The organism is Parabacteroides massiliensis (genome assembly GCF_900155425.1).
Taxonomy (GTDB): Bacteria; Bacteroidota; Bacteroidia; order Bacteroidales; family Tannerellaceae; genus Parabacteroides; species Parabacteroides massiliensis.
The window spans coordinates 410,536-434,879 of record NZ_LT700190.1; the positions used below are offsets into that span (position 1 = coordinate 410,536).

28 protein-coding genes and 4 pseudogenes are annotated in these 24,344 nt (G+C 42.8%); 9 read left to right on the forward strand and 23 right to left on the reverse strand.

Annotated elements, in window-relative coordinates; translation table 11 throughout:
• Positions 1-206: 206 nt before the first annotated feature.
• The 10 genes from BQ9893_RS09070 to BQ9893_RS09115 all read right to left on the reverse strand — a co-directional run bounded on the left by BQ9893_RS09070 (position 207) and on the right by BQ9893_RS09115 (position 7,640).
• Positions 207-392 carry a hypothetical protein gene (locus tag BQ9893_RS09070; RefSeq protein WP_075965738.1) on the reverse strand — a complete coding sequence of 62 codons (186 nt, stop codon included), beginning with the start codon at positions 390-392 and terminating at the stop codon, positions 207-209.
• Positions 393-468: 76 nt separating this feature from the next.
• Positions 469-1,245 carry a hypothetical protein gene (locus BQ9893_RS09075; protein WP_075965739.1) on the reverse strand — a complete coding sequence of 259 codons (777 nt, stop codon included), beginning with the start codon at positions 1,243-1,245 and terminating at the stop codon, positions 469-471.
• A gap of 280 nt (positions 1,246-1,525) precedes the next feature.
• On the reverse strand, positions 1,526-1,765 hold the full coding sequence (locus tag BQ9893_RS09080) for a hypothetical protein (RefSeq protein ID WP_075965740.1): 240 nt from the start codon (positions 1,763-1,765) through the stop codon (positions 1,526-1,528).
• Positions 1,766-1,859: 94 nt separating this feature from the next.
• Positions 1,860-2,285, reverse strand: a complete 426-nt coding sequence (locus tag BQ9893_RS09085) for a hypothetical protein (RefSeq protein ID WP_075965741.1) — start codon at positions 2,283-2,285, stop codon at positions 1,860-1,862.
• A 9-nt stretch (positions 2,286-2,294) separates the two neighbouring features.
• A complete protein-coding gene (locus BQ9893_RS09090; RefSeq protein ID WP_075965742.1) occupies positions 2,295-2,489 on the reverse strand; it encodes a hypothetical protein in 195 nt (64 codons plus the stop codon).
• Between the two features lie 22 nt (positions 2,490-2,511).
• Positions 2,512-2,889 carry a hypothetical protein gene (locus tag BQ9893_RS09095; protein ID WP_075965743.1) on the reverse strand — a complete coding sequence of 126 codons (378 nt, stop codon included), beginning with the start codon at positions 2,887-2,889 and terminating at the stop codon, positions 2,512-2,514.
• Positions 2,890-3,239: 350 nt separating this feature from the next.
• Positions 3,240-4,667, reverse strand: a complete 1,428-nt coding sequence (locus BQ9893_RS09100; RefSeq protein WP_075965744.1) for a flotillin family protein — start codon at positions 4,665-4,667, stop codon at positions 3,240-3,242.
• Between the two features lie 197 nt (positions 4,668-4,864).
• Positions 4,865-5,059, reverse strand: a complete 195-nt coding sequence (locus BQ9893_RS09105) for a hypothetical protein (RefSeq protein ID WP_075965745.1) — start codon at positions 5,057-5,059, stop codon at positions 4,865-4,867.
• A gap of 10 nt (positions 5,060-5,069) precedes the next feature.
• Positions 5,070-5,663: a hypothetical protein gene (locus tag BQ9893_RS09110; RefSeq protein ID WP_075965746.1), complete on the reverse strand. Its 594-nt coding sequence runs from the start codon at positions 5,661-5,663 to the stop codon at positions 5,070-5,072.
• Between the two features lie 201 nt (positions 5,664-5,864).
• Entirely contained in the window at positions 5,865-7,640 is a 1,776-nt protein-coding gene (locus BQ9893_RS09115; RefSeq protein ID WP_139322590.1) for an LPD1 domain-containing protein, read from the reverse strand.
• Between the two features lie 563 nt (positions 7,641-8,203).
• Here BQ9893_RS09115 and BQ9893_RS09125 point away from each other — a divergent pair.
• The 3 genes and pseudogenes from BQ9893_RS09125 to BQ9893_RS09135 form a co-directional block, all read left to right on the forward strand.
• The gene (locus BQ9893_RS09125) at positions 8,204-8,518 is read left to right on the forward strand and encodes a helix-turn-helix domain-containing protein (protein WP_075965748.1); all 315 of its coding nucleotides are present in this window, start codon (positions 8,204-8,206) and stop codon (positions 8,516-8,518) included.
• On the forward strand, positions 8,515-9,813 hold the full coding sequence (locus tag BQ9893_RS09130) for a type II toxin-antitoxin system HipA family toxin (protein ID WP_075965749.1): 1,299 nt from the start codon (positions 8,515-8,517) through the stop codon (positions 9,811-9,813). Before BQ9893_RS09125 ends, BQ9893_RS09130 begins: the two co-directional genes overlap by 4 nt.
• A gap of 122 nt (positions 9,814-9,935) precedes the next feature.
• Positions 9,936-10,334, forward strand: a pseudogene (locus BQ9893_RS09135) (transposase); the annotation flags it as partial.
• 215 nt (positions 10,335-10,549) lie between these two features.
• Here BQ9893_RS09135 and BQ9893_RS09140 read toward each other — a convergent pair.
• Positions 10,550-10,738 (reverse strand): annotated as a pseudogene (locus BQ9893_RS09140) (glycoside hydrolase family protein); the annotation flags it as partial.
• Here BQ9893_RS09140 and BQ9893_RS09145 point away from each other — a divergent pair.
• Both BQ9893_RS09145 and BQ9893_RS09150 read left to right on the forward strand, forming a co-directional pair.
• Positions 10,734-10,937 (forward strand): annotated as a pseudogene (locus BQ9893_RS09145) (lysozyme); the annotation flags it as partial. The pseudogenes BQ9893_RS09140 and BQ9893_RS09145 overlap by 5 nt on opposite strands.
• Before the next feature lie 114 nt (positions 10,938-11,051).
• Positions 11,052-13,799 carry a TrlF family AAA-like ATPase gene (locus tag BQ9893_RS09150; RefSeq protein ID WP_075965750.1) on the forward strand — a complete coding sequence of 916 codons (2,748 nt, stop codon included), beginning with the start codon at positions 11,052-11,054 and terminating at the stop codon, positions 13,797-13,799.
• An 87-nt stretch (positions 13,800-13,886) separates the two neighbouring features.
• On the opposite strand, the gene BQ9893_RS09155 is transcribed toward BQ9893_RS09150, so the two are convergent.
• The 8 genes from BQ9893_RS09155 to BQ9893_RS09190 form a co-directional block, all read right to left on the reverse strand.
• On the reverse strand, positions 13,887-14,087 hold the full coding sequence (locus tag BQ9893_RS09155) for a DUF7688 family protein (protein WP_075965751.1): 201 nt from the start codon (positions 14,085-14,087) through the stop codon (positions 13,887-13,889).
• 117 nt (positions 14,088-14,204) lie between these two features.
• A complete protein-coding gene (locus BQ9893_RS09160; RefSeq protein WP_075966093.1) occupies positions 14,205-14,513 on the reverse strand; it encodes a hypothetical protein in 309 nt (102 codons plus the stop codon).
• Positions 14,514-14,566: 53 nt separating this feature from the next.
• Entirely contained in the window at positions 14,567-14,872 is a 306-nt protein-coding gene (locus tag BQ9893_RS09165) for a DUF6956 domain-containing protein (RefSeq protein ID WP_185117679.1), read from the reverse strand.
• Positions 14,812-15,042, reverse strand: coding sequence for a DUF3873 domain-containing protein (locus BQ9893_RS09170; RefSeq protein ID WP_075965753.1), 231 nt, complete (start codon positions 15,040-15,042; stop codon positions 14,812-14,814). Before BQ9893_RS09170 ends, BQ9893_RS09165 begins: the two co-directional genes overlap by 61 nt.
• A 19-nt stretch (positions 15,043-15,061) precedes the next feature.
• Complete coding sequence (locus BQ9893_RS09175) at positions 15,062-15,319, reverse strand: hypothetical protein (protein ID WP_075965754.1); 258 nt, start codon at positions 15,317-15,319, stop codon at positions 15,062-15,064.
• A 24-nt stretch (positions 15,320-15,343) separates the two neighbouring features.
• Entirely contained in the window at positions 15,344-16,627 is a 1,284-nt protein-coding gene (locus BQ9893_RS09180; protein WP_075965755.1) for a PcfJ domain-containing protein, read from the reverse strand.
• A complete protein-coding gene (locus BQ9893_RS09185; RefSeq protein ID WP_075965756.1) occupies positions 16,624-17,052 on the reverse strand; it encodes a PcfK-like family protein in 429 nt (142 codons plus the stop codon). Before BQ9893_RS09185 ends, BQ9893_RS09180 begins: the two co-directional genes overlap by 4 nt.
• A 16-nt stretch (positions 17,053-17,068) precedes the next feature.
• Positions 17,069-17,284, reverse strand: coding sequence for a hypothetical protein (locus tag BQ9893_RS09190; RefSeq protein WP_075965757.1), 216 nt, complete (start codon positions 17,282-17,284; stop codon positions 17,069-17,071).
• A 1,676-nt stretch (positions 17,285-18,960) separates the two neighbouring features.
• Here BQ9893_RS09190 and BQ9893_RS09210 point away from each other — a divergent pair.
• The 3 genes from BQ9893_RS09210 to BQ9893_RS09215 all read left to right on the forward strand — a co-directional run bounded on the left by BQ9893_RS09210 (position 18,961) and on the right by BQ9893_RS09215 (position 20,261).
• Positions 18,961-19,404 carry a recombinase family protein gene (locus BQ9893_RS09210; protein ID WP_227226050.1) on the forward strand — a complete coding sequence of 148 codons (444 nt, stop codon included), beginning with the start codon at positions 18,961-18,963 and terminating at the stop codon, positions 19,402-19,404.
• Positions 19,401-19,514 (forward strand): helix-turn-helix domain-containing protein, encoded by a 114-nt coding sequence (locus BQ9893_RS22105; protein WP_237976649.1) that lies wholly within the window; start codon positions 19,401-19,403, stop codon positions 19,512-19,514. The genes BQ9893_RS09210 and BQ9893_RS22105 overlap by 4 nt, the downstream gene beginning before the upstream one ends.
• 396 nt (positions 19,515-19,910) lie before the next feature.
• A complete protein-coding gene (locus BQ9893_RS09215) occupies positions 19,911-20,261 on the forward strand; it encodes a hypothetical protein (RefSeq protein WP_075965758.1) in 351 nt (116 codons plus the stop codon).
• 410 nt (positions 20,262-20,671) lie between these two features.
• On the opposite strand, the gene BQ9893_RS09220 is transcribed toward BQ9893_RS09215, so the two are convergent.
• The 4 genes and pseudogenes from BQ9893_RS09220 to BQ9893_RS09225 form a co-directional block, all read right to left on the reverse strand.
• Entirely contained in the window at positions 20,672-21,178 is a 507-nt protein-coding gene (locus tag BQ9893_RS09220) for a transposase (protein WP_394333234.1), read from the reverse strand.
• Between the two features lie 25 nt (positions 21,179-21,203).
• Positions 21,204-21,356, reverse strand: coding sequence for a hypothetical protein (locus BQ9893_RS21710; protein ID WP_167369868.1), 153 nt, complete (start codon positions 21,354-21,356; stop codon positions 21,204-21,206).
• Positions 21,314-21,404, reverse strand: a pseudogene (locus BQ9893_RS22520) (heavy metal-binding domain-containing protein); the annotation flags it as partial. The pseudogene BQ9893_RS22520 and the gene BQ9893_RS21710, both read right to left, overlap by 43 nt.
• Positions 21,405-21,517: 113 nt before the next feature.
• Complete coding sequence (locus tag BQ9893_RS09225) at positions 21,518-23,779, reverse strand: GH92 family glycosyl hydrolase (protein ID WP_075965759.1); 2,262 nt, start codon at positions 23,777-23,779, stop codon at positions 21,518-21,520.
• A 157-nt stretch (positions 23,780-23,936) separates the two neighbouring features.
• Here BQ9893_RS09225 and BQ9893_RS09230 point away from each other — a divergent pair, with 157 nt between their 5' ends.
• Positions 23,937-24,323 carry a hypothetical protein gene (locus BQ9893_RS09230; protein WP_075965760.1) on the forward strand — a complete coding sequence of 129 codons (387 nt, stop codon included), beginning with the start codon at positions 23,937-23,939 and terminating at the stop codon, positions 24,321-24,323.
• Positions 24,324-24,344 lie beyond the last annotated feature (21 nt).

Consider the following 24,344-nt stretch of genomic DNA (forward strand, 5'->3'; position numbering starts at 1 on the left):
TCAATACTCAAAGGTACAAATTAACTACAGGATAATCTAATTGTGGGCAGGATAGTACACTTTTAGGGAACGACACAGACTTTGCCAATGAAGCGTCCCATTCAATATAGAAACTGTGCTGCTTTTAGGAACCAGTGGATCTGGTTCCGGTCAGTATCCAATCGCCAAGCTATGCCGGACGAACTGGATACTTTAGGATAACCGGATTATGTGGGTTGCAACTCACTGGGATAGACTTCCGCTTCTGAAAACTCTGATGCAATCATGATAACGCTGTCCTTTTCAATCACCTCCGGAACCGATACAACCTCATATTCTCCACTGGAAATTCCATGATCCGGATCACGCCAAAAAACCTTTCTCCCGGGTTTAATAAAATCGAACTTTTTCATATCTACAAGCTAACAATTTATGGTTTATGAATTTGGATAGGGAACAACCGGCTGAGCCATCCCCATATCCGATGATTTAGAAATTGTGTTGGTAGAACCATTCAATCAGGTACGAGATACCTTTCGGGGGCATTAAATCGTAGCCCACCCGAATCGCCTTGCTGCATTCAGTTTTTCCGCAAAAGAAGAAAAAGTCTTTTTCCCTCTCTATGGACTCAATGCTGAATGATTCAAAGTCCAGCCCGGACAGGACGGCCAGTCTGAGCAAATCGTCCTCGCCCACATTACGTTCCGCATCTATGAGCGACATCTTGCCGTCTTGCTGGTGCTTTTCAAAGACATGGTTCAGCATCTTGATTTCCATTTCCTCTGCAAACATATGAATGTCAAAAAGAAAATCGTCCGGCATGGCGGTTGTGGTTGTAATGTCCAGCACCCGAATGTCTGCCTTGCAGACATATTCTTCCAGCTTGCGGACTACCGATGTCAAATCGGTCGTGATGCCGAAGTCCTTGCCGACCTTGTACAGGAAGCCTTCGTCCATCTGCACCAAGGAGGCAATTTCGTCAGCCTCGTTAAAGACCACCTTGAACCCTACAGGCTGTTTATACAACAGGTCGTTGGCTTCACGAATCAATTCTGTGAAGTGGCTTACCGTATCGAAGAAACAGATCCACTTATTATCCGATGTCTGCTTCGACTTAGCATTCAAATCAGTAAGCCAGCATTCAAGTGCGATCTCGTGGTCTTTTCTATTGAGAGATCGCTTTTCCTGTACTTGTCTTACCAGTTCGGTAGTGCCAATGTTCTTTGGAATGCCCCATGAGTCGGGGATGAAAATCGCTTTGTTCATATTTCATAGGTTTTAATTTCAATACTCAAAGATACGAAGATTTGTCTTTTCAACCAATTATAATTCAAGAGATTAGATTGTATTATTCAACCTGCGCATTCCCATTATAGCCATACGTCAGTATTTTGCGGCACTGTTCGAGGTTCTTTACTATACGCCTTTTCATATACCACCCAGTTTTTTGCGTTACACCACAGCAACGCGCCAGATCGTATGAGGTTATGCCGTTCGGGGAAATACAGAACTCGTGAATTGCGCGGAACCATACTTTCAGTTTCAACTAGCTGTCCTCAAACACCGTTCCTTTTCTAATACTGAAATTTCGTCTATGTTTAAGGTCCCGATAAAAACCTGGGTTGCCTTTAATGCGGATCACTCTGGTATTCCCGTCAACAGGCGACCGGAGCACTCCATCCCAAAGATGGGTTTCCAGCACTTTGACACAGGCTTCCTCATTCGGGTACAGCTGTTCGAAACGTTCCAAATCAAGTTTCACAGGATTCTCTTTATTCTTTGACATGATTGTTAAGTTTTGATTGTTATTATCTTCTTCTGAATAAGAAACGTAGGTGCGTTTCCGATCTATGGCATTTCCACGGTAACCAAGGAAATGCTCAGAACAAAGTAGGGGAGAGGGGGGTAGGCTTTGCCAACCGAATTTCGGTGACATCTTTGCCGACTTTAAGTGCCATGTTTTTGAACCTACCTTGCGAAACACGAATTCTTAATTCAAAATAACTCCAACAGGATTGTATCTCGACTATCTCTCCGATAAGTCTGCCAAAGCGTTCGTCTGTCAGCACAACGCGCTGCTCGCGTTGGTATCGGCAGCATCTACGATACCTACGATCTATGAACTCATGCAAGCCTCTCCCTTGAAATCTTGGATTGCAATGGGATATTGGCAGGTATTTTCTGCACATCTGCCTCCAGAACACAGCCGAAGGAGTTTCCAACGGATTAGCCGGCTCTTTCCTCATGGTAGGAGAGTAGAGCGAACTAATGAGCTTCTTTGGTGTCTTACATTTTGCAAATTTCATTGTTGTACTCTAATATTCCCAATCCGTAATTTCTGTTTCCATCTCGTTGAATGAGATTCCGGATGCCTGATGTTCGTCCGACGGGGTGAACCGGTAATCCATATCTTGCAGAACGCCTTCCAGTTCTTCGGCATTCATCTCGTCATATCCGTCTTTTACTTCTACCGTCAGCTTGACGGTAAGCGTTACAGTTTTCTTTCTCATATTCAAAAATATTTGTTGTTAATCACATTATCAGATCTTCCAAAATTTTGGCAAGAGATGCCTGATATTCATCTTCATCATCTCCTGATTCGACATATTGGTCAATAATTTCTCCCAACTGGTCGCAGTTGATTGTTTCGCATACCAACTGGGGCTCCTCACCCTCCTCTTTCATAAGGAAGAGTTTGTAAGTATCGTTACTTTCATCCAAAGCAACGAATACACGTCCTTGGAATTTTATTCCTCTTACAAGAAACGTCAGAGCTGGGTAATCCTGAATTTCTGTGTAAGCCAACTTATTAGTCCCCCATGAACCGACAACATTCCATTCGGTAGATGCCCATATCTGTTCCCAAATCACATTGGCGATTTCTTTTAGTATTTCATCTGGTCTATTCATAATTAAATGTTGATTATCAGTTGTCTATCTTTATTACAAAGATACAAAATCTATCCCTATATCTATCGCGCATCCAGGAATGAATCCTGAAGACGGCACAGAACGAACTTTTCCAATATAGCGTGCATGTATTTTATTGTTGTACTCCCCGTCATTCTACATTAGACAAAAATAAAAGCCAAGGTGTATTCCGTGTTGTACATCCGGGCTACAGAAGAGACCTTTTGTAGGTCTCTGATAACAAATATGCCGGACAACATTGCACATCCAGTTGTCCGGCATATATGTATTCCAGCATCCCATTTCAGGAATGAAACCTTAATGAAATTAGGAGAGGGTTAACTAGTCTATCAATTATGTGGTTCTTCTTCCGCTGTTTCTTTACGACCTCCAATCAAGTCTCCAGAAATGTTGATATTACGGTCTGTCTTGGCAGTGATGGTCTTAGCGCGAACAATGTCAGTTAGGTTTACGCCTGTAGCCGACTCAATTGTGTCGAATGTCTGTTTGAGTACAACAGGGACGTTTCCGGAAACTCTGTCCACACCACCATCGTAGATATTTACGCTGTCGATGGAAGAAATCGGTTTGGCAACTTCGGCTGCGACCTGTGGCAGAATCTTAACAACCATGTCCAGAATGGCAGCCTGCCCGAATCGTTCATAAGCATCAGCTTTCTTCTCCAGACCTTCCGCTTCTGCGATAAACATGGCTTGTGCGGCTGATGCGTTGGCTTCACCGACGGCACGGATACCTTCGGCTTCCTGTAATTTGGCATATTTGGCTGCTTCTGCCTGTGCCTTTTGTTCCGCTTCGTATCGCTCCGCTTCTGCTTTTTTCTCCACCTCGTATTTATGTGCATCTGCCTGTTTGTTCACTTCGGCAGTCAGTTCATTCTCCTTGATTTTGATTTTCTCTTGAGAAAGAACCTGTTCACGTTGGGTTTTCTCGATTTCAGCATTGATGGTCTTTTGGTAAATGGTTGCCTGTTGCTCCTGTTTCTGTATTTCGTAAGCAGCATCCGCTTCTGCCTTTTTGGTGTCAGCAGACTTTTGCAGTTCGGCTTTTCGAATCTCCAGACTATTGTTTTTCTCGGCGATAGCTGTCTCGCTTAATACTCTTACATCGTTGGCTTCTTGAGCTGCATTGGCTTCTGCAATAGCGATGGCTTTCTCGGCATTTGCTTTGGTGATGGCGGCATCCTGACGGATTTTCCAAGTGTTATCTGCACCCAAGGCCTTGATCAATCCATTCTCGTCGCTGATGTTCTGGATATTACAGGAAAGCACTTTCAGACCAAGGGTAGACAAGTCTTTCGTTGCTTTGGCAAGAACCTGATCAGAGAAGGCATCCCGATCCACATTCAACTCTTTCAGACAAACTGCTCCCACAGATTCACGTAAGTTACCTTCAAAGGTATCCTGAACTTCTTGTGCAATGATTGCCGGACCGACGTTCAGGAAGTTTTTAATGGCACAGACAAAGGTTTCATCGGACATATCAACCTGCACTTTGGCTACAGCGTCGATTTTCACATTGATGAAGTCGTTTGTGGGAATAGCCTCCTTGGTCTTGATGTCCACAGTAACCTGCCCCAGATACAGTTTGTCTGTCTTTTCGAGGAACGGTACACGGAATCCACCTTTTCCCACCAAATATCGGGGCTTTTTGGTTAATCCTGAAATCACCATGGCGATGTTCGGTGAAGTCTTGACATAAGAAGCAAACAACAACAACAAAAGTAGCAATACAGCTACGGATACAAAAGTTACATCCATTTGATTAAGGTTTTAATTAATAATATGTTATATATCTCAGTGTTGTTTTGAAAACACAATGCAAGTTAGGCATTTAGCGTGTAATGAGTTATTTCTGACTATTTGTCCATAGTCGGTTTTATTTATACCACAAAATTATATATCCATATTGAAATAGCCAAAGAATCAGGCATTTACTTCATGCATTATTGTATATCTTACTCCACTTTGACCCAACAGCCAAATTCCGGGTCAAAATCCATATTGTCAAACACTTTTTCTTTGATTATTCTCCGTCCGTGAACCAAAGTCGTTTCCACTACCCGGAATCCAGTCCTGGTCTGTTCAATCACCTGACATGTGATTCCTTTCACATATCGATGTACAAATTTGAGTTGTTCCTTTTTGTTCATAGCCTTGGGATTAACAGTCTGTACATCCTGTTACATTCTCATTCAGGTGGACGAATGTCCGTTGTTTGCAATTGGGACACTCCATGACCTTTCGGTATTCAAATTCGTCCAAATCCTCTTCCCAGACTCCACCGTTTATCAGTACCTGATGTGCTTCTTCAAGTGACGGAAAAATCTCGATTTCTCCATCCTCGTCAAGCAAATATTCAAGTCCATTCAGGGAGATACCATTAATCGGTCTGCCAACAACGACCCCCAGACATACCATTGGCTTTTGGGTTTTTCCATATGGTTTGGTTTTATCATCTACCGCTCTCAGGATGTTGTATTTGTCATCAATGGACAAACAACACTCCGCACTGCAGACCGTTGCTTCACGGCAATACTCGTCCTCTGTTATCAGTCCGTAACCGGTGCCGTCTGATGATAAAAAAACGGCTTTGACGATTCTGTGTTCCGGACGATCGTCATTATCATCGTGGAACACACATTTATCTTCCGGTTCAATATCAATCTGGCCACTTTCAGGAATTCTTGACCGGATTTCATCGTCCAGTAACCTGCTGAATGAATTAAAATTTGCTGCTATATTTTTTAAATCCATACTATTTGATTTTTTATCTATACAAATTTACTCATTTATAACAATATGACAAACAGAATATTAGGTGTAATATCACACAGTGGTAACCCAGACTCTCTCATTGAAGCGCACCAGGCACTAACACATAGGAGCCCGATGGTCGGGGTCCGGACACAACTGGGAACACCGACACGGCTATTAACCGTGCCGGATGCTTAGACCTCACTCAAACAACTCTCTCACCTGCTTAAACAAATGGTCGAAATGAGCGTTTATGGTAGCTCTTTCTTCACCGCTTGGGTATGCCTTCAACTCGCTGCCCTCTTTATCGCGATGACTGTGCACCAGATATTGAGATTTGTTGTCCTTTTCTTCCAAACGATCCTGAACATATGCGCCAAACGCACGTGCCGCCATCTCGATTGTTGTTGCCCAATATGGGGATGTACGATATCTGTCTATCTGACGGGAGTTACTATAATAATCAGTGCTTACCCTTCTGACCTCTGTCTTTTGCTCGCTCTTTTGGGAAATTTCTGATTTGGTCTTTTCTCTCCAGAAAATAGCGTTTGAGAAATTCGACATCATCTTGTTATCTCCAAAGTAATCCGTATTACGGACAGCCTTGACCACCTTTGCAAGTTTCTCCACTTGCTCGTAAGAACGGTAATACCACGCATGTTGATACAATGAGCGGTTTGGATGGATACACTCTGCACCCTGATTCCCTGCATAGATCTCTTGCAGGATTGCTTCTGTCTCTGCCAACTGCTCCGGAGTAGCCGATTTCCCGCCACGTCTGTAATATTTGCTGTGATCTGCTTTCAGCTCATTCAGAATAGACTCCCCGCGTTCTTTCACGATTCTCTGATATCTATCGGCCTGTTTCTGTAATTGGGCTATTTCGCCTGTCTCATTCATGTCAACTTCTGTCATACGGAAGCGCATGATGTCTCTAAGTGACGTGAATTCAGTTACTACAGCTTTCCAGTTTTCATCGCATTCGGTCTTATATCTGTCGGTAGCAAAAATACCCGATTCATTACCATAGATAAGCCCTTTGGCGTTTCTTGAAAGCCGGATACCTTCAGCGGATGCCCCTACGAAATTATCCAATGCGTGAAACCACTCATGCGCCAAGGAGCCTGCGCCTTTCAGTCTTGACAGGTTGAAAACATATCTGCCTGATTCAAAATGAGCCAACGCATTTGCTTTGCCACGGCTTCCGAACGCAGCTGCCAACAATCCGTTAAAACTCATGGCACGGTAGGGCAGTCCGGTGACGTGTGCCAAATCCATAAATGCGTCAAAAGCATAATTCAGCACCGCCTGACGTTCCTTTTGTGTCAGCCAATTCCCAAATTCAATGCCGGGAAATCCGAATATATCGCAAAGATCTTTTGCGGTAATGTTCTTACCATTGCGGTAATCTGTTCCGGTACGCTCGATTGATTTCAGATGCGGCAACTCCGGTGCGACGAACTTGAATTCAAGCAAAGAAAGCGCATTCTCAGCCCGATATTGCCTTGCCTCTTCTGCTGTGGCAAATCCGGACTTGACTGTCAATCTCTCCTTGGCAGTTTTCAAGATCTTATAAAGATAGTAAGCCCCTTCAGACTCACCTATTTTTATTACCGAATCAACAAATTCGGTCGGAAGAGCATTCACGGCTTCTGTCATGTCAGTATAGCCGAATTTGATAATACGGTCATATCTGCCTTTCCGGTAGATAATGCAATATTTCCCATCACCGACCTTGTTGCGGTTTGAACATTCTTCGTAGTACGGATTAACTTTTACATGATCCAGATGATCAACCATATAACCCACAGGCAGCCAGAATGGGTGTGTAAATTTTACCAGTCCTTCTTTATCCGACGTTTTGGTACTTCTGCCGGTTACTTGCTCCTTGCGTGCACCACCAATATGGATACCGTAATCTCCGATTTTTGCTGATTGGTTTACATCGGTAGTCATATTCTCAAATAAGGGTCTCATATATTCCATATTCTTTAGGTCTATTGGTTACATATCTCTTTAATTCTCTGATACAAAGATATCTGTATTTGCTCTAATGTTATAATACATAGATAGATACACTCACTTGAATAGAGGGTTCATACTTTTCCATTTTAGCATTTCACAGGAACAATTCATCAATCGTAATTAGTTATTCCCTTCGACCCACTTAGTATTGGCATATAGGACGGGGAAAAGCTCGTGGTCGGGCTTTGTGGGCAACCTGACAGACTAGAAAACATTAGGATTGAAAAAAACGGCACCAGAGACAATTCAGATGCCGTTTTACAGTATATTACCAATTACACTTCGCAGAAGGAAGAATTTGCAAGAAATATACTTCAAAACGACGGAATCAGGTGCGACAGCCCATATTTGCACCGATAAAACCTATGCGGTGACGGACAGGAAAGCCTAACAGGAGAGAATATGAATACCTGAAAACGGTAGAAAAGACAGATGGAAGCTAAAAAGAGGAATTATATATCTATATATGGATAATTATCGTTATATTTGCATATAAATAGTTATATATTGATATCATGAGTACAACAAACTATAGCACAAACAGCGATATGCTGATGCTTTTGGCACTGCGGGTCAAGGAGTATCGCCTGGCAGCTCGCATGAGCCAAAAGGAACTGGCCGAACAATCGGGAGTGAGCCAGGCGACGATCAGCCATTTTGAACAAGGTGTGAGCCGTAACTTGACTTTGGCCAACTTCATTTCCTTGTTGCGTGCGCTCGGTCAGGAACAACGGCTTGCGGAAATCCTGCCGGAACTGCCCATGCCGCCGATGGCACTTCGGGAAATTGAAAAACTGATACCTAAACGAGTAAGGAGGGGTAAGAAATGATAGAAAGTCTTGATGTGATTTTGTGGGATAAAAAGGTAGGCACGCTTGTTGCCAGCCGGGAAGGACACCGCTGCAAAGCCTGTTTCTACTTCGACAGTGACTATGTCCGCGATGGCTATGACATTGCCCCACTTCGTGCGCCAGTAAAAGGGGTTGCCGCACAGCGTGGCCTGCCGGTCTATCCTGATGAAGAACGGCTTTTCGGCGGCCTACCGTCGTTCATAGCCGATTCGCTGCCCGATCATTGGGGAAATACTGTGTTCAACGAATGGGCCAAAGTGCATCATATCCGTATGAGGGACTTGTCCGCCCTCGACCGTCTCGCCTATATCGGACGGCGTGGCATGGGGGCATTGGAGTTCGTTCCACCCACTGCCGAGGAGTTGGAGACACCGTTCAAGGTGGAAATCGCCGACCTCTACCAACTGGCTCGGCAGGCTTTCAAGGAAGCCGGACGATTTAACGTCCCGGTATCGGGCAACCTGATGGTTGAAAGCCTGTTCAAGGTGGGAACGTCCGCTGGAGGACGGCGCCCCAAGGCGGTGGTGAATGTCAATTTCGAGGAGGGACAATGCTACTCCGGACAGGTAGAGACCCCTTATCCGGGCTACACGTCGATGATCGTTAAGTTCGACGAACATCAGAAGATGCCGACAACACGGATAGAATACAGCTATTACCTGATGGCCGTGGACGCCGGGCTTCAGATGATGCCGAGTCGCCTGCTCGAAGGTGACCAGACTGCACATTTCCTGACCGAGCGTTTCGACCGCCGGAACGGCAAGAAGGTGCATATCCAAACGTTGGCGGCCATGAATCCCTCGGCGGATTCTTATGAAGCCTTGTTCGACACGGCCTGCCGTATCGGCGTGCCGCCGGGGGAACTCCGGCAACTGTTCCGCTCGATGGTACTAAACGTGCTGGGCGGAAATGTCGATGACCACAACAAGAATTTCAGCTTCCTGATGGACGACGACGGGCGTTGGCACGTTGCTCCGGCCTATGACTACACGTTCTCGGTCGATCCGGACGCACCGTATTACGTCAACCGCCACAGCATGACAGTCAACAACAAGACGGAGGGCATTACAGCGGAGGATTTGCTGGAAGTAGCCCGCCGGTATGGTATAAAGGCTGCAGAACCGTTCATAGAAAAGGCCATAGGCATCATCTTGCGTTTTCCGGAATACGGCCGGGAGGCCGGTGTCGGAGAAGAATGGATAGGAACGATAGAAAAGGAAATCGCCGCACGAATAGAGTGCGTGAGCGACAACCGAGCAGACCGATTAAAATAGAGCATGGGATTTCATGCAGGGGAAATGAAGGGGCTGTCCAAAAAGTCGGACAGCCCCTTTTGCTATTGTTTATTTCGGTAAAAAGTATTATCTTACCGTTGCAAAAACCAAACATTATAGCAATGGCTAAGATAGTATTTAAAGAGTTAACATCCAACCAAAATGTACTTTTTCCGGTCAGCTTATCGGAAAAGATAGCTCCCAATCATCCCGTTCGTGTTGTAAACAGTGTTGTAGACGCCTTGGATATTAGTTGTCTGCTTTGGGCATATAAAGGAGGAGGAACCAGCAGCTACCATCCCCGTATGATGCTCAAAGTTCTGTTTTATGCCTACCTGAACAATATCTATTCTTGTCGTAAAATAGAAAAGGCTTTGCAGGAGAATATTCATTTCATGTGGTTGTCTGGTAATAGTACTCCCGATTTCCGCACGATCAATGATTTCCGCGGCAAACGTTTAAAAGAACACATAAAATCGTTGTTTTCAGCCATTGTTCTGCTGTTACAATCCATAGTGTATAAAAAGCAAAAGTTCCGCCCTGGTACGCATTAAAAAGAGGCGTGGCGGAAATTTTCAATACAAAGGTAATACTTTTATTCTAATCTTGCAAACTTTTCAAGGAAAATAATAGAGAATTGGCCCCAAAAGCATTCTAAGGAAGAAAAAGAACCGTAGAATAGAAAATAGGCAACGGGTGTCTTCCCAATGCCTAGTCTGAACAATTCGTAGAAAAATCAAGGTATATACAGCAGTTCAAATCCCTTTTTCCGCCGTCGATCGATGCTCGGAACGACCTTCCCTTTGTAGCATCTGAAGGAGATATATTCGTTATAGATATCCCTGTCTCCAGCTTCTAATTTTCGTATCAGCTTGCTTTGGGGAATTTTACCATAGCCGACCAAACGATAGTATCCCACATTATGTAAGCTTTTACATAATGTCGGTCCATACCGTCTTTTGGGGAGCGGGAAGATACCCAAAAGCAAGCTGATCCGAAAGCTGGAGGCTGGCGACAGAAGCATTTATCGGGAGTATATCGCCTTCTGCAACTACAAGGGGAAACGGCACGCCATGCTGCTCAAACGGAGAAAGGCGGAGTTTGCGCTGCTCTATATTCCGTAATCAAGCACGTTCCTTGCATTTTCATACAAGGAACGTGCATTCATTCTTTTTTAATTTGGCTATTCGCTTAAAAATGACTACCTTCGCAAACCAATTAAATATCATTATCAATAAATGAATAGAGGCTCTGAATGGCGAATTTGGGATTTACATGTTCATACTCCATTTTCGCTTGAACATAACTACAAATGCAATCCCGGAGAAGATGTTTGGGATAAATATATTGATGCCTTAGAACACCTTCCTACTGATATAAAAGTTTTGGGAATTAATGACTATCTTTTTATTGATGGTTATCGTAAAGTACTTGAGTATAGAGAACAAGGCAGATTGCAAAATATTGAATTAGTTTTACCGGTTGTTGAATTTAGGTTGGCAAAATTTTGTGGTAATGAAAAATTCAAAAGAATAAATTATCATATTATCTTCTCTAATGAATTAACTCCAGATCAGATTCAACAGCAATTTCTTAATGCCCTTACCGCACATTATACTTTAAGTCCTGATTGTAATCAGCAATGGGGTGGCGTTGTCACAAAAGAAAGTTTAGAAGAATTAGGTAATAAGATAATAAATTCAGTACCAGAAGAAAAAAGGAGTCAGTATTCATCACCTTTAAAAGAGGGATTCAATAACTTGAATCTTGAACTTTCAGTAATAATGAATCCGTTAAATAATGCTAATCATATATTTGATGGTAAGTTTATTACAGCGATAGGTAAAACGGAATGGGATGATTTTAAATGGGATGATAATTCTATTGCCGAGAAAAAAAGTATAATTAATGGTGCTGATGTCGTTTTTACGGCGGCACAGGACATTGATAAATACAACAAATCCAAGAAAAAATTGCATGAACAAAAGGTTAATGAATTATTATTGGATTGTAGCGATGCACACTGTTTCTCTGATAATATTGCAATTAAAGATAGATTAGGAAATTGCAAGACATGGATAAAAGCAGATACAACATTTGAAGGTTTAAAACAGATATTGTTTGAGCCGGAAGATCGAGTTCGTGTTCAATCAACAAAGCCTGATGAAAAAAACATATATCAAGTTATTGATAGTGTAACTTTAGATGAAGAAGGTTTTTGGCATGGGACAATCCTTCTTAATCCGAATTTAAACACCATCGTAGGAGGACGTTCTACCGGTAAATCTTCTTTACTTAAAGCTATTGCTGCAAAACATGGGAATAAAGAAGTTGATAAAGATGATTTCATAAGACAACATTTGGATGGTATTACTATTCGTTGGCAAGATGGGAATGATCAACTTGGTCGAGAGATTGAATATTTCCGTCAGAGCTATATGCATGATATTGCATTCGATTCCGATAAGACAAATAAAATTGTGGAGAATATAATACAATCTAAAGACGAAACGGGTGTATTAAGGAAGTATTATGAACATTTGACGGATTTATCTAAGGCTATTTCAGAAGGAGTATTTTCAGTTTTCCAAATGCAGAAAGAAATAAACTCTTTAAAAAAGTCTTTATCTGAAAAAGGAAAAAGGGAAGGTGTCAATCAACAATTAAGTTTATTAAAAGCAAAAGTTGCTGATTTGCAAAAAGGTGCAGAATTAACTCCCGAAGAAAGATTGGCATTAGATGCATCAATAAAACAAGTTCAAGAGAAGAAAAAATTGATTGCATATGCAGAACAAGATTTATTAATATTTGAAAAAATACTAATATCCACTCCATTTGATGCTTCGTATGAGGAAAAATGTCAATTTGGGGGTATGCAGTTCGGCTTAAATCAATCTGAAACATATAGATTATTTAATGAACTGAGAATCAAGACTGAAACAGAATGGAATAAAATAATCACCCAGCTTAAAAATAATACAATAAAAGCGAAAGAACAATTATCATCTGAAATACAAACTATCATAAGCTCAGAAATTTATAAAAAAGGAATCCGCATATTTGAGGAAAATAAAGAACTCAAAGATTTAAATACTAAAATCCAAGAAGAAGAAAAGACTCTTGCTGCTATTGATATGATGCAGAGTAAAATTGATAAAATTTTACAACAACAAAACAACTCAATTTTACAAATAATCAATGCTCATTGTTCTTTTAAGAAAAGTGCAAACCAAGTTTCAGAACAACTGTCAATTTCGTATGACGGTCTTGATATTCATATAGATATTAATTTCCATAAAAAGGATTTACAGGATTTTTTGGAAACCAGGCTTAATCAAAGAGGGTATGAACGACAAGGATATTTGCAAGAGTTGCTAAATAATTATGATGATAATAATGAAAGCAATAGCAACGCCTTTTTGAAAGACTTGCTAACAGGTGATGTTCTGTTAAAGAATGGATATGATGCACAAAATGTTGCTGTAGAATTTTTATCACGGAACTGGTATAGCCTTAATTATGGCATAACGTATCAGGCTGATACTTTCGCCAATATGTCAGAAGGGAAGCAAGCTTTTGTTATTTTGAAATTACTTTTAGATTTTAGCGACAAAAGATGTCCGATACTTATAGATCAACCTGAAGATAGTTTAGACAATCGTGCCATATATAACGAATTGGTAGCATATATTAAACGCAAAAAACGAGAGCGTCAGATAATATTGGTAACACACAATTCAAATGTTGTAGTTAGTGCAGATGCAGAGAATGTAATTGTTGCCAATCAAAATGGTACTGATTCCCCAAATTGGGGCGGTTTTAAATTTCAATATATTCATGGAGCATTAGAGAACACTAAATGCAAAGATAAAACAGATTCACAAATATTATCTTCTCAAGGAATACGAGAACATATTTGTGATATTTTGGAAGGTGGACGCGAAGCCTTTAAAAAGCGTGAACAAAAATACGGATTTAGGAGGTGAGTGCAATCAAGATATATGTATACTCTTCCATATAAACTCCGATGAAGTTGCGGCTTCATCGGAGTTTCCGTTTTCATACATTCGAGATTATTCTTTGCCAACGCCATTTCTGCAATATTCTATAATACCGGGTGAAAATCCCATGTCACCGATTGCGATATGCTGGATATACTCCACATATTCCTGACCTTGAAAATTACTGCTCGTGAGGTTTCTGAAAATCATTTTCATGCCTATTCCGTCATCACTATACAAGATGATTTCTCCGTTCTGTCTGATTGCTTCCATGATAAAAAATTGTTTTTGTGAATACTATCGAAGATTGGGACAAAGGTTTCTTTGCTACTTTCTTTGTCCGCCATCATGCTCACTGAAAGAAAGTAGGCGGCTTTCGCCGCCCCTCGCTCAAAAACGGGTGTAAAGCCCCGTCACCATCGTGAACATTTCCTCCAGCATATCGCAATATATCCCCTCGTGCGATTCAATGTCCTTCGTCTTACACTCGAATGTCTTTTTGCTGAACGTCCTGCGGTAGAAACGCATATTGTAGAGGTCTGCCCCTGCATCATAGATGATGTCAAGACGGTTGGCACTCGTCTTGTTCCTCGCAAGGCTCATGCGTAAGCCGTTGCCCATGTCTATGAAGTCTTTGCTTCCCGTCATGGCGGCAAAGCGTCTGCCACCTATCTGTTCCAAAATTGTCTTTGCTATCATATTCATTCTTCTTTGGGTGTTATGTTTAGGCGGTGCGGACACCGCCTAAACGCTCAATATTCTGTTTTCTCGGCTATTGGTGTGTTCCGTTCCAACCATGTTTTCACACACTCCATATTGTACTCGCTCGTTATGACTGCCGTATGGCTGTCAATGGCGGTAAACCGACTGCTCTCATAGTCCTCTACCCATCCTTTAAGCGTATCCACTCCCCACGCTTCGGCATCGTCAAAGATGCCGTCCAATTCCGCGATAGGTTTGCTGAACTTTACTATCAGCGTTTGGTAGCCTGCTGCGTTCATTGCTTGCCCTCCTTTCCTTCCTTTGCCGTCAGCCACTTGTCCCGTGTGGCTCGGCACTCCTCCAACGTGGGTTTGACACAAGAGAACAATTCTCCGTCCGTGTGGCGGTAGTCGTACTGCACAAGTGTCCGCTTGCGCCTGCCGATACCCGTTTGGAATTTCTCGTACTTCTCCGTACCTGCCTCTGTGCAGGTGCTTACTCCGTTGATGGTCATTCGTGTACTCATAATCGTTGTTTTTAGAAGGTTAGAAATGTACTGACAACACTCTGTTTTGCATCACCATTTCGGGGTTACTCGTGTAACGTTGGTGCAGGTAGAAATGGTGTGAGCCGAAGCCGTAATGAAAATACTTGTCAAGTTCGTTCTTTTCGGCGAAGTCCTTTACACTTGCCCTTAACTGCTCCTCACTCTGACAAAAAGTGAGGAGGTTCATAAACTCAAGGAATATCGTGGGGATTTTATCGTCCCACAAGCAAACCATGCTTTCAAATCTTACTTCCATATTATTCTGTATTATAGGTTGATATTATGCTGCGTTCATACGCTGACGGATAAGTTCGGTATTGTCCTCCACAAGCCGGATGATGCGGTCGTGGTACTCGGTATTGGAATTGCATACCCCTCTGCTCTGTACCACTTTCAGCGTTTTCAGTGACACTTCTATCGTTTCAATCCGTTTGCCGTCAATGGTGGCGGATAGGATAAGGGAGTTTGCCTTGTTGTGATAACCGCCCACACAATGGTGCATTATCCGTCCTTCCTCCACCATTTCCTCCACGCTCTCTATGACCTTGATGCAGATAAGGCTGTCGGAGAACACAAGTCCGAAGAAGATGCCTTTGGCTTTCAGATAGTTCTTCTCGTCCTCAATTGCCTTTTGCCGTTGCTGTTCCGTCCGCTCACGCTCCCTTTGCAGGTTGCGTTTTCTCACCAACTTGTCGTGTTCCGCTTTGAGGTCGGCAGGGCAGACGTATTTCGGGCTGTTCGTGTCCTTACCCAAATGACGCAGGAGGTCTATGGTGTCGCACCATACGGAGCCGTCCGAAATGGTGTAGCCGTTACGGATGCAAATCTTGACGGATGCCCAATATCGCCCCATATCAAAGGAACTACGGATATAGTGGCGCAACATGGCGTATTGCCCTGCTTTCAAGAGTGTTTCGGCTCGGCTGTCAGAAAGGATAGCCGTGAAAAGTTCATGCGGCAGTGTGTTGTGATAGTCCCCGTTGAAGCCGTTGCGTTTCAATTCGGGGATGAAACGCTGTCGGGGATAGGTACACATAGGTGCTATATCGTATGCGTGAAGTCTGTTGTTCTTGCGTACCTCCATGTCGCTGTATTCAGACCATTGGTCGTAATACAACATTGACATACCACGCAGTCGGGCAACGGTCGTTGTCTTTCCATCGGGTGAAATCCACCTCTGCACCACTTCATAAATGGAATACTCGGCTGCTTGCCCTGCCTTGTATCGGGACTTGACGAAGAAGAAGCGTATCACTTGGTATTGCTTGCTGGTGGTGACGATGGAGAAGTACTCATTCTCGCTGAGAACGCTCTTTCGGGTGCGCAACGCTTCCAACTGCATACCGCAATGGGGGCAGGTACATCCGCAAAGGGTGTCCGCAAGGTCGTGGTCGCTCTTCCACGAATGTCCGCACTCAGTGCAGATGTTCGTGCCGTCCGCTCTCTTGATTGCGTAATGCTTGAAGCAATGAAGGAAAGCGTATGCCTTTTGCGTGGCGGTCAATCTCGGTAGTCGCTTGCTCAGATGTGCGACTTCCTGCTGTATGCGTGTTCTCGGTTTCATAAGCCTAAATCAAATAATGAGGGTTGTTGTACTTCTTGGGTGGTCGCTTTGGTGGCGGTTCTCGGCTTGTTGCGGTTCTGCAACTTGCGGACTTCCTCGTCTTGGTATTGTCGGATAGCGTTCTGCCGTGCCTCCGCCTTTTCCTCTGCGGTGAGTTCCACCACATGGTTCACGGCTATCTGACACTGGATAGGCTTGCCCACCTCTATCTCGTTCTCGTCATAGTAGTGTACGGCTTGTCCGTATATCTCCCCGTCCGTGAAGCCGTTGCAACCGCTTTTCTGCACATAGTTCAGAATGTAGGTCACGCAATCGTCTATGTTTTTGGCAGGGTTGCGGTAGTTCTTGGCAAAGAGCACATCTTCCGCTGCACGTTGCTCCAAATACATCTGTATCGTTCTCTTGAAATGGTCTGTCGTTTTCATATCGCTATCGGTAAGATTAAAGGGTGAATAACCAAAGGATGAAGCCGAAGAAGGCGATAGTGGAAAAGATTGCCACGATTATGCCTATCGCCACTCGGAACATTCCGTTTACTATCTCTCTGACGATACCCCAAAGGATGCCGAACACCCAAAGGGCGGTGCGCATGATTAGGGCGCATATCGCAAGCCCTATGTATTGCGCCACTTGTCTGAAGTCTGCCGTTGCTGTCATATCTTTGCTGTTTTTGATTTTTTGTTTTTAATGCGGATTCAAGAGCTGAGGGAGTTGAGTTTCAAACTATCTTATCTGCCTCTCGTTTATCCGACATTTTTTTTAATGCGTCTTTCTGTCGCATCGGTCGTTTTCGTTTCGGGTGCTTAAAAAGGTAGGGATTAGGGAATGCAAGGTTTTTCGGGGAAAATACTACCCGCAGGGCTGGAGATTTTTCCCGAAAACAGGAGGCTTGACCTTGCTTTCCCGTCAAATCCCGGAGTTACCTTTGCGCCCAGAACGGAAATGACTGCCTGATGCGACCCACTGAAAGGCGCGAAAATGGAGGTAAACGGAAGTAGAGGCAGATTAGACAGAAAACTTCAAAAGAGAAATCCGTGAAAACTGGAAGCCCCCAACAAAAAAAGAACATAGCCGGTAGCGTGAAACCGGGCAAACCATCTGCAAGGAAGTATGGTTTTATCTGTCTGGCCAGACGTGTCGGGGCGGGCAGATAAAATCATTCTTCCCGGTTTGCCTGCTGTGGGTGACGGCTTGTTCCATTTATGGACAAGCGGTCATACACGGCTTTCCGCTTCCGGCTCAAAAGAACAGCGAAAAAGAAAAATCATCTGAAAAGCCGTAAAAGCACCTCTCTGGCATAAGCACAAAAGAAATGGGTCTTGCCTCATCAGTCTAAACTGTTGCTTAGGCGTGAGGCAAAGCCCTTTTCTCCGCTTATGCAGTAGTCGGCACACGTTCGTTCAAAATCCTTTTGGGCGATGGTGTGCCGACGAATAAAACCGCTTTTACGAAAAAACTTGTATGAGATAGAAAAAAATCAGGGAGATTCATATCAAAATCTCCCGTTTTATTGTTACTTTTGCATACGAAGAGTTCTTTGAAGGTTACGCAACGCGCAGAAGAATAATGCAGCAGATAACTAACCAAATCGTAACCTATTACTATCATGAGCGATTAACATACGCTCATTTCCAATAAAATACACTCTTTTCGTAACTTCGTCCTGCAAATATACAAAACTCGCTCACATACGGATAACTTTGGAGAAAATAATGTAAAATGCTGATTGCAAAAAGGGATATGTCGTTTTGTACCACATTCTTCCGCAGAGAGCTTTTAGCAGGTTTTAGGTAGAGGTAGGAGGACAAATCGCTACTTATCCGTCGCCTTTTCGGGATTGGAAAAGAGGCTTGAAAAACAGCTTTCGTCTTTCATTGATTATCCCGTTTACCACCGCAAAGAGCGCTGTTTTTCCCATGTCTGCTGACGCAAACTTAGTCATATTTTTCTGTATCAGAAAAAAATACAAGCTTTGTTTGCAAGCAGAGGGATCTTATTCTACGTTCCGCTATATTTTTCATGCCGTTCATTTGCTCTGCATATAATAATTTTGCAAACAAAGGAATTGGTTATGAATCAGGCAAATGTAAAGGTGTCGTTCTACCTAGGGTATCACCAACATTTACTACAAATGCTACTATTTAACATAAGTAAATATCTATATCGCATTTTTTACATTTGCGATAATTTCCAAAAACGAAGGTTAAAGAAAATATCTTATTTTTGTTTTGAGATTATCCTAAAATAGCATATCTTTATTCCCAAAACTATTGTTTAAAACAAATTCCCTTTATTCGTGAGAAACTACGATTTTGGGATTTATATACACATTTATGAAAATAGGATATGCACGTGTTAGTACAAATGACCAAAATTTGGATAGGCAATTAGATCAATTGTCCGAATATGATTGTGAGCGTATATTTATGGAAAAAATTACAGGCTCAAAAAAGGAAAGACCTGAGCTGGATCGAATGATAGATATGCTTAGAACTGGTGACACTGTGGTAATAACGGAATTGACTCGATTAGGACGCTCTGTAAAAGACTTGTTTGGGATAGTTGAAATAATTCACTCCAAACATGCAGATATAAAATCTCTTAAAGAGCCATGGCTTGACACAACAACACCGCAAAGGAAACTATTGTTTACAATATTTGCCGGAATAAGTCAATTTGACCGTGATATAATCCGCCAAAGAACAATGGAAGGCCTATCAAGCGCAAGAGCAAGAGGAAGAAAAGGCGGACGCCCCAAACGACCCAACAAAAAATAGAACTTGCATTAAAGATGTATGATAGTAAGGATTACTTAATTTCTGAAATAGAACAGGCTACAAGTGTAAGTAAAAGCTCTTTGTATCGATATTTGAAAAATAGAACATAATCTTATAAGTTAGATTTAATAAAATAGTACGTCATGGAAATTTTATACTTTCAGAAGAGCAACGTAAAGAATTATATTCATTTGTTGCTGTCGTTACATATTGTTGCAATGCCTCGTTTGGGAATAGTTGCTGATCGTTACCTTTATTTGTCCCTGTCGGGTATTTTGTTGTTAGTTTCATATCAAATCACTGGTTGGCTAGAAAAAAAAGTGTCGTGTGTTTTCAAAATTCCTGTTGTTTTTATCAATTCTTTTCTATAGCCTTTATTTTACTATACCCATCATTACAGTAAATAATGGAAGGACACGGACACCGTGAAGTATTATTTGCATAATTTCTACAAGGGTGATTCCAGAGAAAAAGATATAGAAGGTCGTGAAAATAGCGATTGAAGTATGAACAAATTAAAAACTAGAAAGATGGTACAATTAAAGAAAAAAGCTGTGTTGTTAATAGGAGCATTGATGTTACTCCTCGGTATGGGAATAAATCTCCAGTATGCGCTGGATGATTATGGTTGGGCAGATAATTTGGCAGTCCAGGTTTTGGCTGCGGTAACTGGTGATTTTGATACAACAATATATCCAGGTCAACCGGTAGAACCGGGAAAAGTTCGAGATCAAGTGCCATGTATGTATACATATCCAGATAGCTCTTTTACATCAAGCGTTGCATGGGTTTGTGTTGACCAATATGTATGTCCTTCTTGTAATTGTACTCCGGTCCCATGTGGAGGAATGCCTTGAAGGATAAAAGGGAATTGATTTTTATTTTGTAATAAACGAACAAATAAAATGCTTTATGAAATATATCACAATTATATTATTGTTTTTGTGCCTTATGTCATGTCATAATGGACGCCAATCGTCTTGTGAGAATGTCCCGGTAGAGAAAGACTCGGTACAATTACGCGTGATTCCTGTTTCTATTTCGGATACAGCCTATCGCAATGTAGACCAGACTTCCGTTTTAGAATGAGAGTGCAGGCAAAAACAACACTCGATGATGAAAGCCGATTCAGTTTTGAGTCGGCTTTTTTCGTATCGTTATACTACGATCTGCTCGGGTGATTACGTTTCGTTTTCGTACAGCCTGCATATAAAAACGGATCAGTCCGAAACCGGATCAGTCCGAAAACCCTGTGGGTATGTTAAATTTACACTGTTGGCTTGCATAATCTAAACATAAAGAATGGTATATCTCCGACTCCCCTGAACTGTGCTCTGAAAGCTTTAATTTTTGCATTGAATGATTCAGCAAATGCATTCGTTTCCCTGTTAACGAAATAGTTTAGTATTGTTTCATAATAGTTCTGCATGGTATTTGTTACGGTTCTGAAACATCCGTATCCCAGCTTTTCTATTTTATTGTACCACAAGGCAAGCTTTCCACGTGCCACATCCTTGTCATAGTGCTTATTATATATATAGGTCAATTCTATAGCCAAGTCGTAAACTGATTTCAGTTCCGGATAATGTTCGAATATGATTTCCGCACGTATTCTTTGGGATTCAGTCCATTTACTATAATGCTTGACAAGAACATGTTTGGCCCTTGCCAACAGCTGCTTACGGGTATCACCATTGGCATATCGAAACGGGACATACTCTATATTTTGTTCTTTGCACCGCTGAATTTCATCGTTCTCTAAATCCCGTGCCATCTAGCAATAAGTAACCCTGAGCTCATCAATTCCACAGGGTTTTCAGACTGCCCCCTTTATTGATTAATCGGATTCCTTCAGTTTCGATATTTATTATCTTTTGTTTGTAAAGAGCTCCGATGGCCTGTTTAATGCATTTGCTTCGATGAACGTTTCGCCGGATACGATTCCGATGTATTGGGTAATTTCTTTTCCTTCAATCGTGTTTGGTTGTTGTAAGTAGCATAACTTTTAAAATTTAGTCGTTTAGAGACAAATATAAAACAAAGGGCAGACCAGTATACTGACCTACCCTTTGTTTTAATGTTTCTTTATATGAATTTACGGGGCAATTTGAATTTATTTTATCGGTTGATCGGTCATGATAAATTCCAGTTTGCCGCCTTTTATGATGTCGTTGTGGCTGATGAACGGGGTGTCGAGGACTTTACCGTTCAGTTTAACCTCTTTGATGTATTTGTTGGTTGCGCTGTTATTCTTTGCCAGGATTTCGAATATACCGCCTTTTACATGAATAAGCGCTTTGTCAATCATTGGACGGCCCAATGTATAGACCGGAATACCCGGAGCGACCTGATAGAAACCTAACGCACTCATTACATACCAGGCAGACATCTGTCCGCAGTCTTCATTTCCGATGATGCCGTCCGGTTCGTTGGTATAGAAATTCTGCATGATCTGGTCCAGCCGCTCCTGCCCTTTCCAAGGGGCATCCGTCCAGTTATAGAGATAAGCCATATGGTGGCTCGGCTCGTTACCGTGTGCATATTGGCCGATCAGGCCTGTGATATCACCGGAGGCTTCTTCACCATCAACTTGGGAAGAAGTAGTGAACAAAGTGTCCAGACGTGTTTCCAACTCCTTTTTACCACCGATCGTGGCGATGAAGTTGTCCATATCATGCGGTGCAAAAAAACTCCACTGAAAAGCATTCCCTTCGGTATAATCGCTCTTCATGTGGGAAGAGTAACGAGGGTTGAACGGCGTCCGGAAAGAACCGTCTCCCATCACCCCGCGCATCATCTTCGTTTCCGGGTCTAAATAGCGCTTGTAGTATTCTGCTTTTGCCGCATATTCTTTCGCCAGTTCCGTATTGCCTGCTTTGGCTGCAATTTGGGAGATACACCAGTCATAGTAGGCCATCTCCAATCCCCAGGATACGGATTCGGGCACCGAGTCTGCCGGAACAAAGCCGTATTTCTCTTTATAATAAGGATGACGGGTGATCAAATCCAGCTCACGTGTCCCTTTGAACTTCTCTGCCAGATCGTCCCGGTAGACAGAAGAACGGGCACCCGCTTCGGCCCAAACGTTCAAGTCGCCTTCGGCCAGATCTTTAGTCGCTAAATCTGCCAGCACGGAAACTGCCGGATAACCGACCATGCAACCTGTATAGCTGGATGCTAACGGCCATTTCGGCAGGATTCCCCCTTCTTTATACCCTTGCACGAGCACTTTCCCCCAGTTGGCAGCCCGTTCCGGTTGGATAATCGTCATCAGCGGATGCAAAGCGCGGAAAGTATCCCAGAGTGAGAAAACAGAATAGTTCACATAGCCCGGTTCTGCCCGATGCACCTTCTTGTCCATTCCTAAATAGCGTCCGTCTGCATCCTGATAAGCATAAGGTGCGATCATTGTGTGGTAGAGAGCCGTATAGAAATTCACCATCACTTTCGGATCGGAGCTTTCAATCTGGATATCGTTTAAAACCTCGTTCCAAATATGCGCGGATTCAGCTCGTGTAATATCGAAATCCCAGCCCGGTAGCTCGGCCAACATGTTCCTTTCCGCACCATCCGTATCGACAGGAGAGATTGCTACTTTTACATACAGCGGTTTGTCACTCTCCGCAAATTTGTAATGGAATTTCAGGTCTCCCGTCGTGTTGAGACGCAGAAACAGCGAATCTTTCCGTAAATTTCCGTCTATATATTGGTATAATGTTTCGATCGGTTCCGAGAAGGTGATCCGGTAAGAAACAGCATGAAAATGTGCCCATCCTTGCGTCTTGACAGTCCCTTCTACCGTCGAATCGTTTACAAAAAGATACTCGTTCCCTACTAACTTATGTCCCCAGTTCGGTTGCAGCACATGGCCGAGATCGAGGAGGACACGGCGGTCTTTCGGATTGTCGTATGTGTATTTGTGGAATCCGACACGGTCCGTACTGGTCAGTTCCACGTTAATTCCGAAATTGTCGAGACGCACCGCATAATAGCCCGGGGTTGCCTTCTCTGTTTCCTTCTTGAAGGTCGCTACCGGCTTGATCGAATCGCCACCTGAAAAAGGCAGGATCGCCACATCTCCCAAGTCACCGATACCCGTACCTGACAAATGTGTATGGCTGAAGGCATATATCTGGTTATCATCATAATGATATCCGCTACTGGCATCCCAACCCATGATGTGCGTATCGGGACTGACCTGTACAAGAGCAAACGGACGGGTGGCACCGGGAAAGGTATGCCCGTGAAACCCCGTTCCGATAAACGGGTTCACATACTGGATCTCATCGCGTAGTTGTTCCTCGCCGGAAGGCTGGCTGCAGGCAACCAAAAGGCCGAGTACTGCTGCTTGAAGGAATAGGATTGTTTTCTTCATGTTATATTATTTGTGTTTTATTTTCCAAATGAATAAATTATTATTTTTGACTTTACAAATATAATGAAAAAGAACAATATACGTGTACATCCTGCTTCTTTTATATTTGATAATGCTTATCTTTGAAGCACTAAGTCTAATTTAATCCTATTTTATTATGAAGACGAATAAGGGAAAAGTATTTGTGGCATTTCTTTGTATGATGATGTGTTTGTCGCTTAATGCACAGGATCTTACTCCCGGCATGGTTGTCGGAATGTGGAACTTTTCGGCTCCCAATGCTCCTTACGGCTATCAGGAAGGAACTTGCCAGATCAGGAAAACCGGTGAGAACCTGTCCGCCGTTTTCACGATCGGCAATGCTGAAATGACTGTAAAAGAAATCAAAAGGGAGAATAATTCCTATAAATGTAATTTTTATGTGGACGGGACCTATGTCTCTCTGACTTTTAAACAGGAAGACAAGAATAAGCTGACCGGAAATGCAAATGCGGAAGGCATGGTGATCCCTGTTGTATTCACTAAAACAGTTAAAGCCGTGTAATCTCGATAATTCGTTTTTATT